Source organism: Staphylococcus sp. GDY8P196P, assembly GCF_017891705.1.
Taxonomy (GTDB): domain Bacteria; phylum Bacillota; class Bacilli; order Staphylococcales; family Staphylococcaceae; genus Staphylococcus; species Staphylococcus ureilyticus.
Genome location: NZ_JAESJS010000009.1, coordinates 142,456 through 156,721, shown reverse-complemented (window position 1 = coordinate 156,721; position 14,266 = coordinate 142,456). Strand labels below are relative to the sequence as shown.

The 14,266-nt window shown below is 31.5% G+C and carries 14 protein-coding genes and 1 riboswitch; of the genes, 3 read left to right on the top strand and 11 right to left on the bottom strand.

Going from position 1 to position 14,266, the window contains the following annotated elements; genetic code table 11:
* Positions 1-16: 16 nt before the first annotated feature.
* Positions 17-991, top strand: coding sequence for an asparaginase (locus KA814_RS05250; RefSeq protein ID WP_064208933.1), 975 nt, complete (start codon positions 17-19; stop codon positions 989-991).
* Between the two features lie 86 nt (positions 992-1,077).
* On the opposite strand, the gene ypdA is transcribed toward KA814_RS05250, so the two are convergent.
* From ypdA to KA814_RS05230, 4 genes are all read right to left on the bottom strand, one after another.
* A complete protein-coding gene (ypdA, locus tag KA814_RS05245) occupies positions 1,078-2,064 on the bottom strand; it encodes a bacillithiol disulfide reductase YpdA (protein WP_210122686.1) in 987 nt (328 codons plus the stop codon).
* Positions 2,065-2,295: 231 nt separating this feature from the next.
* Positions 2,296-3,759, bottom strand: a complete 1,464-nt coding sequence (locus KA814_RS05240) for a LysM peptidoglycan-binding domain-containing protein (protein WP_240162533.1) — start codon at positions 3,757-3,759, stop codon at positions 2,296-2,298.
* A 147-nt stretch (positions 3,760-3,906) separates the two neighbouring features.
* On the bottom strand, positions 3,907-5,286 hold the full coding sequence (locus KA814_RS05235; protein ID WP_046208218.1) for a RecQ family ATP-dependent DNA helicase: 1,380 nt from the start codon (positions 5,284-5,286) through the stop codon (positions 3,907-3,909).
* Positions 5,273-6,238 (bottom strand): helix-turn-helix domain-containing protein, encoded by a 966-nt coding sequence (locus KA814_RS05230; protein ID WP_046208217.1) that lies wholly within the window; start codon positions 6,236-6,238, stop codon positions 5,273-5,275. Before KA814_RS05230 ends, KA814_RS05235 begins: the two co-directional genes overlap by 14 nt.
* A gap of 109 nt (positions 6,239-6,347) precedes the next feature.
* Here KA814_RS05230 and KA814_RS05225 point away from each other — a divergent pair, with 109 nt between their 5' ends.
* Positions 6,348-6,596 carry a ferredoxin gene (locus KA814_RS05225; RefSeq protein WP_019468351.1) on the top strand — a complete coding sequence of 83 codons (249 nt, stop codon included), beginning with the start codon at positions 6,348-6,350 and terminating at the stop codon, positions 6,594-6,596.
* 484 nt (positions 6,597-7,080) lie between these two features.
* Here KA814_RS05225 and KA814_RS05220 read toward each other — a convergent pair whose 3' ends face one another.
* The 6 genes from KA814_RS05220 to KA814_RS05195 form a co-directional block, all read right to left on the bottom strand.
* Positions 7,081-7,626 (bottom strand): ECF transporter S component, encoded by a 546-nt coding sequence (locus KA814_RS05220; protein WP_046208216.1) that lies wholly within the window; start codon positions 7,624-7,626, stop codon positions 7,081-7,083.
* A 64-nt stretch (positions 7,627-7,690) separates the two neighbouring features.
* Positions 7,691-7,827, bottom strand: a riboswitch (FMN riboswitch).
* 216 nt (positions 7,828-8,043) lie between these two features.
* Positions 8,044-9,816 carry an ATP-binding protein gene (locus tag KA814_RS05215; protein ID WP_064208930.1) on the bottom strand — a complete coding sequence of 591 codons (1,773 nt, stop codon included), beginning with the start codon at positions 9,814-9,816 and terminating at the stop codon, positions 8,044-8,046.
* A complete protein-coding gene (locus KA814_RS05210) occupies positions 9,800-10,525 on the bottom strand; it encodes a response regulator transcription factor (protein ID WP_192945970.1) in 726 nt (241 codons plus the stop codon). The genes KA814_RS05215 and KA814_RS05210 overlap by 17 nt, the downstream gene beginning before the upstream one ends.
* 135 nt (positions 10,526-10,660) lie before the next feature.
* A complete protein-coding gene (locus tag KA814_RS05205; protein WP_046208213.1) occupies positions 10,661-11,398 on the bottom strand; it encodes a pseudouridine synthase in 738 nt (245 codons plus the stop codon).
* On the bottom strand, positions 11,391-11,939 hold the full coding sequence (gene scpB / locus KA814_RS05200; protein WP_081254262.1) for an SMC-Scp complex subunit ScpB: 549 nt from the start codon (positions 11,937-11,939) through the stop codon (positions 11,391-11,393). The genes KA814_RS05205 and scpB overlap by 8 nt, the downstream gene beginning before the upstream one ends.
* Entirely contained in the window at positions 11,923-12,657 is a 735-nt protein-coding gene (locus KA814_RS05195) for a segregation and condensation protein A (RefSeq protein ID WP_046208212.1), read from the bottom strand. Before KA814_RS05195 ends, scpB begins: the two co-directional genes overlap by 17 nt.
* 91 nt (positions 12,658-12,748) lie before the next feature.
* Here KA814_RS05195 and KA814_RS05190 point away from each other — a divergent pair, with 91 nt between their 5' ends.
* Positions 12,749-13,255, top strand: coding sequence for a DUF309 domain-containing protein (locus KA814_RS05190; RefSeq protein ID WP_046208211.1), 507 nt, complete (start codon positions 12,749-12,751; stop codon positions 13,253-13,255).
* Between the two features lie 91 nt (positions 13,256-13,346).
* On the opposite strand, the gene xerD is transcribed toward KA814_RS05190, so the two are convergent.
* Positions 13,347-14,234 (bottom strand): site-specific tyrosine recombinase XerD, encoded by an 888-nt coding sequence (gene xerD, locus KA814_RS05185; RefSeq protein WP_064208929.1) that lies wholly within the window; start codon positions 14,232-14,234, stop codon positions 13,347-13,349.
* Positions 14,235-14,266: the final 32 nt, after the last annotated feature.

Here is a 14,266-nt window from a genome sequence, read left to right as displayed (position 1 = left end):
TAGGAGGAATGCACACATGAAAAAACTTCTTGTCATACATACTGGCGGCACGATTAGCATGTCACAAGATGAATCGAACAAAGTTGTTACAAATAAAGACAATCCAATTTCTAATCATCAAAATATTATTAATCAATATGCTGATGTAACTGAAATAACACCTTTTAATGTACCATCTCCACACATGAATATTGCGTATGTGGAAACTTTAAAACAAATTATAAATCAATCTGAGGATCAAGATGATTATGATGGTTATGTGATTACACATGGTACTGATACACTAGAGGAAACAGCTTATTTATTAGATTTAACAATAGAAACCTCAAAACCAATTGTAATCACTGGTGCGATGCGTTCTTCCAATGAAATTGGTGCAGATGGTTTATATAATTTTTTATCAGCAATTAGAGTTGCAATTAGTGATGAATCATTAAATATGGGTGTTATGGTCGTCTTTAACGACGAGATTCATACAGCTAGAAATGTAACGAAAACGCACACTTCTAATACGAATACATTTCAAAGTCCAAATCATGGTCCCTTAGGTGTGATAACAAAACAAAGTGTACAGTTTCATCATAAACCATTTGGGCATTTAGTATTGACTGATATCAATCAATCTTTAAATATCCCACTCGTGAAAGCGTATATGGGAATGAATAGCGATGTTTTAGCTTTTTACAGTGAAAAACAAGTTGATGGGATTATAATAGAAGCGCTAGGTCAAGGCAATTTGCCGCCTACATGTTTAGAAGGGTTGAATCAATGTTTAAATAACAATATTCCAGTTATACTTGTATCTAGATCTTTTAATGGTATTGTCGGCCCTATTTATGCTTATGAAGGTGGCGGTGCAACATTAGAACAAAAAGGAGTTATTTTCTCTAATGGATTAAATGGACAAAAAGCGAGACTGAAATTATTAATCGGCTTAAGTAATCATTTAACTAAAGCACAATTAAAAAAGTATTTTGAAGCTCAGTTATAAAAAAAGAGTTGTGATAAGTAATGTTTTATCTTAAGAATATTGAAAGTATTCTCAAATAATAATCACTTATCCAGCTCTTTTTTATATTATGATTCTAAAGGCGTTTGCTTTTTAGATAAAATATTTTGAGTGATAATGCCACCATGATACTTACCATTTTCAATAAAAATCGTATTTGCATCATTACCTGCAGCAATCACACCAGCAATATAACAATTTTCTACATTTGTTTCGTAAGTTTCTTTGTTATGAACTGGTGCTGTCCCAAATTCATTTTCATTGATTTCAATTCCAATTGATTCTAAGAAATTATAGTCCGGATGATAACCAATCATTGCAAAAATGTAATCGTTAGGAATCTCAATTACTTCTCCATCTTGCTCATAAATAACACTATCTTCAGTAATTTTTGTGACTTCAGCGTTAAAGGCCATGTTTATTTTTTCGTGTTTCACTAATGACTCAAAATTAGGTAAAATCCATGGTTTAACTGCTTTTGGATAGTCAGAACCACGATAGATAACTGTGACATGTGCACCTGCCTTTTCTAATTCCAGTGCTGCATCAACTGCTGAGTTTTTTCCACCAATGATGACAACATTTTGATTGAAATAAGGGTGTGCTTCTTTAAAATAATGTTTTACTTTTGGCAATTCTGCACCTTCTACTTCTAAAGTATTATGTTGACCATAATAACCAGTAGCTACGGTTAGAAATCGACACTGATAAACATCTTTCGTAGTAGTGAGTGTAAAACGATTATTAATTTTTTTAACAGTAAGGACTTCTTCGAAAGCATTGATACGCAGTTGATGATGTTTAATAACTTCTCTATAATACACTAATGCTTGATTACGACGTGGTTTGCTTTCTTCGACAATAAATGGAATGTCGCCAATACTTAATTTATCACTTGAAGAAAAGAATGTTTGATGTGTTGGATAGTTATAAATAGCGTCCACAACATTTCCTTTTTCAATTACTAAAGTATCAATCCCTTTTTTCTTTTGTTCAATAGCGGCACTTAACCCACATGGTCCACCGCCGATGATTATACTTTCTACTGTTTGCATAGTATTTGTCCTCCTTTAACCACCCATTTATTATACCAGTAGATTTAAAAAAACCAAGTGATAGATTTTGAAAATTTGTTTACAAAAATGACTAATTCATATAAAAGCTCCCTACAAAGTTTACTTTTTTAAATGTCTACTTTGTAGGGAGCATATCATGTTATGGATTAGTACTTTTTTAGGAACAGGCTCGATAATCAAACTTCATTTTATTTGTTAAAGATGAATGTTTTATTGAGGAATAACTAATTGTTGTCCGTTATGAATATCATTACCTTGTAATCCATTTGCTTTTCTGATTTTTTCTACATTTTCAGGAGATCCGCTTCCATAGTATTGGATGGCTATTCTGTAAAGATTTTGACCATTTACAGTATGTGTTTGTTGTCCTGAATTGTTGTTTGAAGCTTGGTTGTTTTGTTGATTGTTTTGGCTGTTAGTTGCTTGACCTTGGTTTGCTGAATCATTACCTTGATTCGTAGCTTGATTATTTTGTTGTGATTGATCATTTTGACTGTTCTGTGCATTTTGATCACTTTGGTTATTTTGATCAGATTCAGTAGCTTGATTTTGATCGCTAGTAGCTGCATCGTCAGAATTAGAATCGCTTTGGTTTGAATTATCATTACTATCTGATTCAGCGTTATCGTCATTATTTGTATTTGCTTTTTCACTATCATCGTCTTTGTTTTTGTCTGAATCTTTCTTGCTGTCCTTGTCTGAATCTGAGTCAGATTTTTTATCTTTGTTGTCCGCTACCTTTTTATCGTCGTTATTACTACTATCATCATTGTTGCCAGTTAATGCCATACCACCAAAAATTCCGATTGCTGCTAAAATTAAAATTGCTGCTACGATTGGTAATATTTTTCCAAATAAGCCGCCTTTTTTCTTGTTATTGTTGTTATCATCATTTGGATCGTTGTTGTGATCACCGTTACCATTATTTCCACCGGAGCCATTTCCATTCGAATGCGCAGCACTTGCTCCAGCGGCACCTGCACCAGCTGCGGCTGCTCCGCCAGCTACGGCAGCGCCTTTTTTCTTGTTGTCTTTTGAATCATTACTTTTTTCAGAATTAGCTTCTTCAGTATGTTGATTTTTATTATTAGCACCTACGCCTGTAGCAGCATCACTTTTTTCGTTATCGTCTGAGGCTGCATTGTTATCTTTAGCATGATCAGAATCATCTTTCTTGTCATGGTGTTTTTTTGCGGCATATGCACCTGCACCAGCTGCGGCTGCTCCGCCAGCTACGGCAGCGCCTTTTTTCTTATCATTTTTATCTTCAGATTGGTTACCTTCAGAAATGTCGTGATCTTTTTCACTTCTATTTTGATTAATATTGTTATTTTCTGAAGGGTCTTGATTTTTATTGGTTTCATCCGCAACCGTCTTGGATGATGAATGTGTTTCCTGTTGTTGCTCACTGTCTTGTTGACTAGATGTATCATTTTTCTCATCAACAGGTGATTCATTTCCTTCATTTTGATGTGTTGCCGTATCTCTTCTACGTTGTCTTCTTTGGGCATTTCTTGGAGGGAATTGTTCGTCTTGTTTATCAGAAACTTCCTCTTTTACATTGTCAACGGAATCGTTAACAGAATCCTTTACATCATCTCGATGTTCTTTTGGATCAATAGATTGACGATTTTTCTCAAAATCATCTTTGAAATTATTATTAGACAAATTCATCATCCTTCCATCATTTAATTTTAGTATATACTGTTTTACCCTAAAAGCCAGTATATATGTATTAGTTTTATATGAAAAACAAATAAAAATTTAGCGTATATCTAGTATTATAGCTTGATTGAAAAAGTGAAGTAAAGTATTTATCTTTTATTTGAATATATTTCGTAATTTTTCTTTAAAATCCATTTTTCTTTTTACTTTTTTTCTATTAATAATATTAATTGGTTTTAATTCTGTGTCATTATCACAGCACTGTGTTGGTTTTGTTGATAGATTTTCACCGAAAAACTCTACCATATATGACCTACGACATTGGTCTAAATTTTTATAACCTAACATTCGATAATAACCGCGTTGTTTTCTTTCAAATGCTGTTTTGAAAATAGTACGCAATTGTTCAATTTTAAAATTACTACTTAGAACCTCTAATATTTCATTTTTTTCAGGTGGTAAAAACATACCTAATTCAAATGTATTCACATCTTCTTCAGTAATTATATCTGCAAACAATAACGTTTCTAATAGATAACTATCATCTGGTTGGTAAAGACTGATTGCTTGGCTAGAGTAGCCATCACGTCCTGCACGACCAATTTCTTGCATATAACTTGATGGACTTGTGGCTAGATGAAAATGTATGATGGTTCGTATATCTTTTTTATTTATCCCCATTCCAAAAGCACTTGTTGCAACAATAATTGGTATTTCATTATTTATAAATTGATGCTGTACAGTATGTCTTTCCTGATAGGTTAAGTCACCATGGTATATCCCAGTTAAAAAACCATATTGATAAATTGCCTTTGCTAAAGTTAGGCACATTTTTTTTGATGAAACATAGATAATAGTTGGACCTGATTGTTCTAACGTTGGAAGTAACCATTTTAACTTTTCATGATCATTTTCGAAATTTATGTGTGATAATGTAATATTTTCTCTATTCGTAGTTGTTTTCACAACAGTAAATGTTTTATTTAGCATGTGATTTAAATCATATGTTAAATAAGGTGGTGCTGTGGCAGTCAAAGCAAGTATATTGGCTTTAGGAAAATAATTGATGATTTTCCCTACAAGTGCATAGTGTGGTCTGAAATCATAACCCCATTCAGATAAGCAGTGGGCTTCATCTAAAACGATTAAACCTAAATCTAGATGTTGTATAAGTTTAAAATTATGTGGTTGCAACAAAAATTCGGGACTTAAAAATATAAAACGACTATGCTTTAAGTATTGTAAATTTTGTTTTTTTTCATTTTCATCTAATCCGGAATGGATGCATGAAACGTAATGCTCGCCTTGTAGTTTTAATTGCATAACTTGATCATCCATTAAGGATATTAACGGTGAGATGATAAGGGTGGGCTTTTGTTTGATATAGGTTGGTAATTGATAACATAAACTTTTTCCACTACCAGTCGGCAATATACCCAAAGTATTTTCATCATTTAATACATGCTCTATAATTTCCTGTTGTCCAGGCTTAAATGAATCAAAACCAAACCATTTTTTTAATTCATGATGTAACATTTAAATCACCTCTTTCAACACCGATGATTAATAGTTTAATTTCAAAGTAATTTAATTTTGGAAATTTCTCTTTGTAATTTCTTAATCTTTCGCTGCGATTTTCTACATAGTAACTTAGAAACTGTGAATATGAATTATCATTTATAAATACATCGTATTGTGAAAGATACCCTTTTATAAATAATTCTAGAATATGATCTTCAATTGTGTTTGATTTTACATTTTGTGTCTTAGCTAATTCGTTAAAGCTGAGACCTTTTTTAATACCTATGTAAGTTTCCTCTGTTTTAAAAAGCAACGTTGGTAAAATAATTAATTGATTTAAAATAGGATATTTAATCGCATTTTCCAATTCAAACATCATGATTACTAATTCATTTATTTCTAGTTCGAACAATTGTTGTTGCGAAATATTTTCTATTAAGCTGACTTGTTGTCTTGTATACATACTTTCTTTATAACCTTGTAAATAATAGTGCAAATACGTTTTACTATTTTTTTCAGAAATTGAAGAGAAAAGAAGATTTAATTCTTCATTTAATTTGCAAGATATATTCTTATTTTTAGCACTGTTATATACTTTTTTAACTCTATGTTGAATTGTATTGTTGTGTGTAATAGGCACAAAATGTAATGAATCATGTGAAATATTCGAAATTGTTTGGGTTAATAATTGAAGTGCCTTAAAGGTGTTTAATAAACTATCATATGTATACCTTGGATGTGTACGAATTAATCGCGTACCATCAACATCCTGTTGTCCATTTTGAATATATCCAACAAATGATGGATATTTTAAGTTTGGTAAGCTATGATACAATGATAATAGTTGTTGACTACAGGCGTCAAAAAAGGTTTGATGGGATTTTTTGCCTGTGATAATATTATATATGCTTTTTTCTGTTTTGTAATTATGTGCTTGCATTCGTGTAAAGCGAATTAAATTATACATGTGTGCTCCCTCATTTTATAAAACAAAAACATTTGATAAAATTTTAAACAGTAACTACAATACTAATTGTGTTATTAGTGTAGCATGTTTGTTAAAGGAGGCGAAGAGTTTGGCTAAATATACAATTGTTGATATGGATACATGCATTGCATGTGGTGCTTGCGGTGCTGCTGCTCCTGATATATATGATTACGACGATGAAGGTATCGCATACGTTATACTAGATGATAACCAAGGTACTGCGGAAGTACCAGAAGAATTATATGAAGACATGGAAGATGCTTTAGAAGGTTGTCCTACAGATTCTATTAAAATTGAAGAGGAATCTTTTGACGGAGACCCTCTAAAATTTGAATAATAAAATTAATCAAATAGATATTCATTTTTGCATGAAATGAATTTATAAAAGCTCAGTATATTCATTGTTTTAATGAAAAATCTGAGCTCTTATTTTATGAAAAATAATCATTTATTAATTGTAGTATGAAAATAAAGCAAGTTGAAATATAGCATGTAAATCTCACAATCAAAATAAATGAGTAATCCATATGAAATAGCTTGGTCATTTTAAATTTTAAAATTCGACAAATTCGACCAGGTTGTTCACTCGTCTGGAGAAATGACTCGATTCTATAATCTTGCGCTTATATCATTCCATTAAGTGTTAACAAGTTAAAAAACTATTTTAAAAGATGCGTTTAAGTACAAAAATAATGATAAGCAACTTCACTTTCAACTTTAGCAAAAGTTTTCAATAATAAAAGAAGCTGAGANNTCTCAGCTTCTTTTATTATTGCGTGTCCATTTTTTCATATTCGTGGTATAAGCTAATTAATTAAAAATTATCTAAGTAAAATCTTTTTTAAACGTTTGAATAATAACATAAATATTAAAGAAATTATTATACCTTTTACTATATTAAAAGGTATAACACCTGAAACTATCACAATTTTTATATTTTCAACTACATTTGATAAATTCATAATCATCCCATAAAGTGGTAATAAAACAAAATAATTTAAAATACTTAGAACAATCGTCATAACAATCGTCGCTATCGTAAATCCAATGATTTGTGTTTTGACTGTATGATTATTTTTAATTATATAAAAGGCACTTAAAATAAAACTAGCGCCAGCTAAGAAATTAGCAATTGGTCCAACTGGATCCCCTATATTAAATAAGAAATTAAGTAAATTTTTTATAAATAATATAATAATACCAGCTACTGGTCCTAAACTAAAAGTTGCTAATAGAGCTGGAATATCACTAAAGTCTAATGTTAAATACGGTGGTAAAAATGGGATTGGAAATTTGATAAACATCAAAATAAATGACACCGCACTTAACATACTTATCGTAATAAGTCGCTTGGTTTGTTGTTGCATATTCAATTATCTCCTTCCATTCATCTTACTTAGAAAAGGAGGATTTAATTGCACAACAAAAACCCTCCATCTTCTCCCATCCAGACTATACTGTCGGCTCTAGAATTACACTAGATCAGCCATTTATCTTTTTAATAGATAAATGGGTCGCAGGCTTCAATTACTGCCGGTTGGGAATTACACCCTACCCCGAAGATGAATTTCTTAAATTTTATAAATATATCATAGCCTATTACTCAGATAAAAACAATAGACCTGCTTATGCTTAGTAAATTACATAACTTATGAAAAAGACGAGATTGAAAATCAATAGTAATGTATTGACTCTCAATCTCGATATTTATAGAACACACATGCTTGATTTACATTAAGATTATAAATTAAATTACATTTCACTTTCTATGATTAGTTTAATAGTCATGTATCTTCATATTCTTCTGTTGGTTTTGGTAATTTAATTATAAATGTTGTGCCTTTGCCAAGCTCACTCTTAACGTCTATCGTACCTCCATGTTCATCAATAATCATACGACAGATAAACAGACCTAACCCAGTACCTTGTTTACCTCGTTTACGAGCAGTGTCGACTTTATAGAAACGATCAAATACTTGTTGTAAATGTTCTGGAGCAATACCAGATCCTGTGTCTGAAATGTATAAAATATTTTCATTTTCTGACTCTCCATAACTAATCGATATTAAATCACCAGGTTCTGTATATCTAGTAGCATTATCTATAAGATTAGTTAAAACCTGTTCAATTCTATCGGTGTCGAAATACCATAATTGATTGTGTGTATTTGGATTTAAATTCATCGTTAACTTTAAGTCATTTGCTTGTTTCTGGTATTTTTGTTGCATTCTATTAAGCAGTGGATCAATTGGCTGTTTCACTTTCTCTACAGTTAGCCCTTCAGCATCCATCCGTGCAACATTGAGCAACTCATTTACTAATCGATTTAAACGTTTTGTTTCATCAAGGACAATGGACAATGATTCATGTATTTCGTCTGGTTCTGTTACAATACCATCCACTATCGACTCTGTATATCCTTGTAGCAATGAAATAGGTGTACGCAATTCATGTGATACATTAGCAATAAAATCTTTTTTCATTTGATCAATATTATGTTCATTGGTCATATCACGAATAATAGCTACAATACCACTTCTGCCATCAGGCTGAATTTGTTCAATATAACTTGTAATAATGACAAAATAGCGTGTGCTAATTTCATATTCTTCGAATTGTGTTTTTTTGGATTTAAATGTTAATTCATTTTGACGATCAAGCTTGTCTAAATCGTGTGCATCCAATATTTTCAAAATATTTTGTGCCATCTTGTTTGATATAATTATTTCTTGTTTATCATTAAAACCTAGAACGCCTTCAACCATAGAGTTTATTAAACTGTCTCTGATATTTTTTGATGAGGATAATGCGTCGATGTGTTGTTGTATTTCCGAACTCATCGTGTTAAAAGCACGTGATAACTCACCAATTTCATCTCGAGAATTAACAGGAACTACTTGTGTATAGTCTCCTTTAGAAACTTTTAATGCTTGAGTCCTTAAATTTCTTAGTGGTTTTGTAATTCGAGATGATAAGAAAAAGGCGAACACAGTAGTAATAGATAAAAAGATTATAGCAATAATTAAAATAATGACTGTAATCACATTATTGGTATCTTCTATCGTTTTCAAATCTTGATAGATAAAAACACCACTATATTTACTATTATGTGCACTCGATTCTAAATTTTTTGATGGATAACCTATTAAAACATAAGTTTTTTGCTGTTTATTTATATCTATTGTCACGTGCTCAGATATCTGCTTTCCTTTATCAAACACTTTTTCGTAGTTTTTATTACTTTTTATTTCTTTGAACATCTTTTCTTTTGTCTCATCATTATTGACGCTATCCATGTGTTTATGATTCATGATAATAAGCCCCACTGGACCCTCGATAAGAGACTTACTATGCTTTATGGCAGTCGTTTTATCTTCTGAATGCTCAACTAAATGACTGATTCTTTTAGCATCTTCAAGTAATGAATCTTCTGTTTCTTGCGTAAAGTAAGATTGTATAAACGTTATAAGTGCTGCACTTAATAAAATTAAAACTGTCGTTACTATAAAAATTATAGTTAACCACAGTTTTACTACTACATTATTGAGGCGGTTCATTTTCAGATTTAACCTCGAATTTATAGCCAACGCCCCAAACTGTTTGAATCATTTGGGCAGCTTCATCAGAAACGCGATTTAATTTCTCTCTTAAACGTTTTACATGTGTATCAACAGTACGCAAATCTCCATAAAATTCATAATGCCATACTTCTTTTAATAGTTGCTCACGATCAAAGACTTTATTTGGCGTTTTTGCTAAAAAGATTAAAAGTTCATATTCTTTTGGCGTTAAGTTTACTTGGTTGCCATCAGCTAGCACGCGATGAGCATCATTATCAATCACAAGATGTTCAAATTCTATTAAATCTCGTACATGTGGTTCACTTTGTTCTGTATGTGCAACTTGAGTTCGTCTTAATAGCGCTTTGACACGTAAGACCACTTCACGTGGTGAAAATGGTTTTACAATATAATCATCTGCACCGGATTCGAAACCTTCTACGCGGTTTGTTTCTTCTCCTTTAGCAGTTAACATAATAATTGGTGTTTCTTTCTGTTCTCTGAGTCTAGCTGCTACAGTAATGCCATCCATTTCTGGCAACATTAAATCTAACAAGATACATGCATAATCATGTTCCATTGCCATTTTGTATGCTTCTTGTCCATCTCTAGCTTCATGAGTTTCAAAAGATTCTCTTTCTAAGTACAATTTTAATAATCGTCTGATTCTATCTTCATCATCAACGATAAGTATTTCGTTTGACATAGGTTCGTACCCTCCCACACTGCTAACTTCAATTTCAACCATATTATATCATAGGTTGAGCTATAAAAGTGTTTATGAATGAAAAGTTTGTGAAAAAATTATCAATATCAGGATTTTGTTAAAGGAATGTCATAATTATTGTCCGTGTTCTGCAATTTGACGTAATATTTTTACTTCATGCGGTGTAAGTACTCGGCCTTCGCCAGCATTGAGTCCTTTCAAATTTAACGGTCCAAATTCTATGCGTTGTAGTTTTGATACTTGATGCCCAAAATATTCAAACATGCGTCTAACTTGTCTATTGCGACCTTCAGTTATTGTAATTTCTACAAGTGTCGTATTTTTATCTTTATCTTGGTTTTTAACTTTAACTGTCGCAGGTTGCGTTTGCCCATCTTCTAAATTAATGCCTTGTTCTAATGCTTTAACTTCTTCACGCATGAGATACCCTTTTAATTTAACAACATATTTCTTTTTGATTTTATAACGTGGATGTGTCATTAAGTTAGTGAATTCACCATCATTGGTAAGTAAAAGTAGCCCTGATGTATCATAATCTAAGCGTCCTACAGGGTATATTCTTGTCTTAATTTGTTTGAAATAATCAGTAACGACCTTTCTACCTTTGTCATCAGAAACGCTAGTGATAACTTGTGAAGGTTTATAGAAAAGAATATATAGTTTGTCTTCTTGTTCTAATTTAATGCCTTCAACTTCTACTGTATCCGTTGGTTTTACTTTAGTACCTAATTCTGTTTTGATTTCACCGTTTACTTTCACTTTACCTTCTGTAATTAATGTTTCCGCTTTACGTCTTGAAGTATAGCCACTATTTGCGATACGTTTTTGTAATCTTTCTGTTTCTTTATTCATTTTTTTCTCCTTTTTGATTTACTAAATTACTGAAGAAGGCTTCTATTTCCTCATCTTCTTCATCCGTAGTTGGTAAATCATCTAATTGTTCAATACCAAATACATTTAAGAATAGTTCTGTTGTATATAATTGTTGGCTTCTAGAATCTGCCTCATCTTTGGCTTCAATTAAACCTCGTGCTATCAAGGTTTTGACGGCTCCGTCCGAATTTATACCTCTAATCAATTCAATATCACTACGAGATAATGGCTGATTGTATGCGATTATCGATAAAGCTTCCATAGCTGCTTGTGATAATTTCATTTTTGATTTTTGTTCAATTAACTTCTCAATAAATTCTGACGCATCTTTTTTGGTGGTTAAGACATAATTTTTACCATAATGTTGGATCTCTAAGCCACAAGCGTCATATTCATTGATTAATGTATGAAAACGATGTTGGTCAATGTCTAAAATTTCTAGTATTTGCTTTTCTTCAAGTCCTTCATCACCTGCAGTATAAAGTAATGCTTCTAGGATTCCTTTATCGTTCAATGCCATAATTAACTCCTCTTAAAATATTAATATCGTCAAAACTTTTTTGTTGTTCAATATTTACTATTCCAGATTTCGACATTTCTAGTATGGCGAGGAAATGAGTGACTACCATTTCCAGTGGTTCAGTAAAATTAAATAAACTAAAAAAGTTGAATGATTCATGTTTTTGCAAACGTTGAGTTACTTGTGTAGTAGCTTCTTGTATTGTGAACGTTTCTTTTCGAATATCAACGGTTTTGGGTGTTTGGTATTCCACACGATTTTTCACTTTTTGATAAGCAATGATGAGTTCTGTTAAATCAATCGTATTATTAGGGTCCCAAGTTTCATTTGACTCTAAATGTGTTAAATCCGTTGGGTGTTTAGAATAATACTTCTCTCTTTCTGCTCTTTTTTCGTTTAATAGCACTGTATATTCTTTATAGTTTTGATATTCAATTAATCGCTCAACCAAATTTTCACGTGGGTCATCTTCTAAATCGTCAACTTCATCTGAATGAGGCAAAAGCATTTTGCTTTTTATCATTAGTAATTCTGATGCCATAACTAAATATTCACTTGCCACATTAATTTCTAATTGACTCATCGCATGAATATATTGCATATACTGTTCTGTTAAAGATTTCATTGGTATATCATAAATATCAATTTCAAATTTTTGAATAAGATGCAATAATAAATCTAAAGGACCATTAAAGGCATCGAGTTTTACTTCATACATTTTATCTACCTCATATTAGCAAGTTAAGTGCGTAATTCACTAAAATATTATAGCATGTTTAATACAAACATTTAAAATCGGAGCGATAAACATGTTAAAAATTGCACTTCAAGATTTTTATTTCCAATTCCATACAAAGCAACATTACTTTCTTTGTCACGATATTTTAGAAGACGCTTGGAAAACAAACCCAAATTACAATAAAGGAGATGCTGTTGTAAGTCTTATATTGACTGCAACTGGCGCTTATCATTACCGTAGACATAATTATGTAGGTGCCTATAAATCGTTTGGTAAGTCATTAAAAGTAATAGAAAAGTACGACTCAGCAATTAATATTGGACTCGATATAGAAGCGTATAAAGCGCTATTAGTCGAATTAATTAATGCTACAAAGAAGGAGAAATCTTTCGAGCCTATTCATCTCCCATTAACTGCGACAATGGAGCAAGTTATATTACAACAATACCCGCATTATGCGATGACATATTATAAAATTGAAGATGATTATATCATTGATCACCATTTAAAAAGAGACAGAACTGAAGTCGAAGCAGCAAGAAAACGCGCTCTACAAGCTCGAAACAAATGGATATAAGCATTAATCTTATATGAATATATTTATTTAAATAATGTAACTACAATAAAAAACACAGTCTAGTTATTCAATAGAATAAACCAGGCTGTGTTTATGCTCTTGGATGAAATTCATTATACATTTTACGAATTTGTGATTTTGAAACATGTGTATACAATTGTGTTGTAGATATGTCAGAATGGCCGAGCATTTCTTGTACTGCACGTAAATCTGCTCCATTTTCGAGTAAATGTGTGGCAAATGAATGTCTTAATGTATGTGGTGTTAAAGTTTTTAGTATATTTGCTTTGATACCATTTTGTTTAATCATCTTCCATATGGCTTGTCTTGATAAAGGTTTACCGTGCATATTTAAAAAGAGTGTGTCAGTTACCGTGTTTTTTAATAATTGTGGTCTTACTGTTTCCAAATAAGTATTTAAGTATTCAATCACTGTATCTCCTAATGGCACAATTCTTTCTTTATTTCCCTTACCAAAAACACGTATAAAGCCCATAATTAAATTAACATCTTCTAACTCTATTTGAATCAGTTCTGACACACGCATGCCAGTGGCATAAAGTAATTCTAACATCGTGCGATCTCTATATCCGTTATTTTTGGATAAATCAGGTGTTTCTAATAGTCTAAGTACTTCATCTATTTCTAAAACATCTGGTAATTTACGATCATATTTCGGCGTTTCTATTAATACTGTTGGATCTTTAGCTGCATATTTTTCTCTTAATGCAAACTGATGAAAACTGCGGATAGTGGAAATGAAGCGTGCTAACGATTTTGAAGATGCGCCTTCATCATGTAAGTGACCCAAACATTCTTGAATAAGTTGTCTATCTACAAAATCAATATGACTAATTTTGTGTAATGTTAAAAATTCATCATATTTTTTTAAATCTCTTCGATATGCACCAATTGTATTTACACTTAATCCTTTTTCTAATTGTATAAATTTCAAATATTCATCTATAATATTTTTCACTGTACTACCTCTGTTTCTGAAATAGTATTTTT

Bases quoted from the DNA above. Each gene is read 5' to 3' on its own strand.
- KA814_RS05250 (WP_064208933.1), top strand. From the start codon at position 17: ATGAAAAAACTTCTTGTCATACATACTGGCGGCACGATTAGCATGTCA.
- ypdA (WP_210122686.1), bottom strand. From the start codon at position 2,064: ATGCAAACAGTAGAAAGTATAATCATCGGCGGTGGACCATGTGGGTTA.
- KA814_RS05240 (WP_240162533.1), bottom strand. From the start codon at position 3,759: ATGAATTTGTCTAATAATAATTTCAAAGATGATTTTGAGAAAAATCGT.
- KA814_RS05235 (WP_046208218.1), bottom strand. From the start codon at position 5,286: ATGTTACATCATGAATTAAAAAAATGGTTTGGTTTTGATTCATTTAAG.
- KA814_RS05230 (WP_046208217.1), bottom strand. From the start codon at position 6,238: ATGTATAATTTAATTCGCTTTACACGAATGCAAGCACATAATTACAAA.
- KA814_RS05220 (WP_046208216.1), bottom strand. From the start codon at position 7,626: ATGCAACAACAAACCAAGCGACTTATTACGATAAGTATGTTAAGTGCG.
- KA814_RS05215 (WP_064208930.1), bottom strand. From the start codon at position 9,816: ATGAACCGCCTCAATAATGTAGTAGTAAAACTGTGGTTAACTATAATT.
- KA814_RS05210 (WP_192945970.1), bottom strand. From the start codon at position 10,525: ATGTCAAACGAAATACTTATCGTTGATGATGAAGATAGAATCAGACGA.
- KA814_RS05205 (WP_046208213.1), bottom strand. From the start codon at position 11,398: ATGAATAAAGAAACAGAAAGATTACAAAAACGTATCGCAAATAGTGGC.
- scpB (WP_081254262.1), bottom strand. From the start codon at position 11,939: ATGGCATTGAACGATAAAGGAATCCTAGAAGCATTACTTTATACTGCA.
- KA814_RS05195 (WP_046208212.1), bottom strand. From the start codon at position 12,657: ATGTATGAAGTAAAACTCGATGCCTTTAATGGTCCTTTAGATTTATTA.
- KA814_RS05190 (WP_046208211.1), top strand. From the start codon at position 12,749: ATGTTAAAAATTGCACTTCAAGATTTTTATTTCCAATTCCATACAAAG.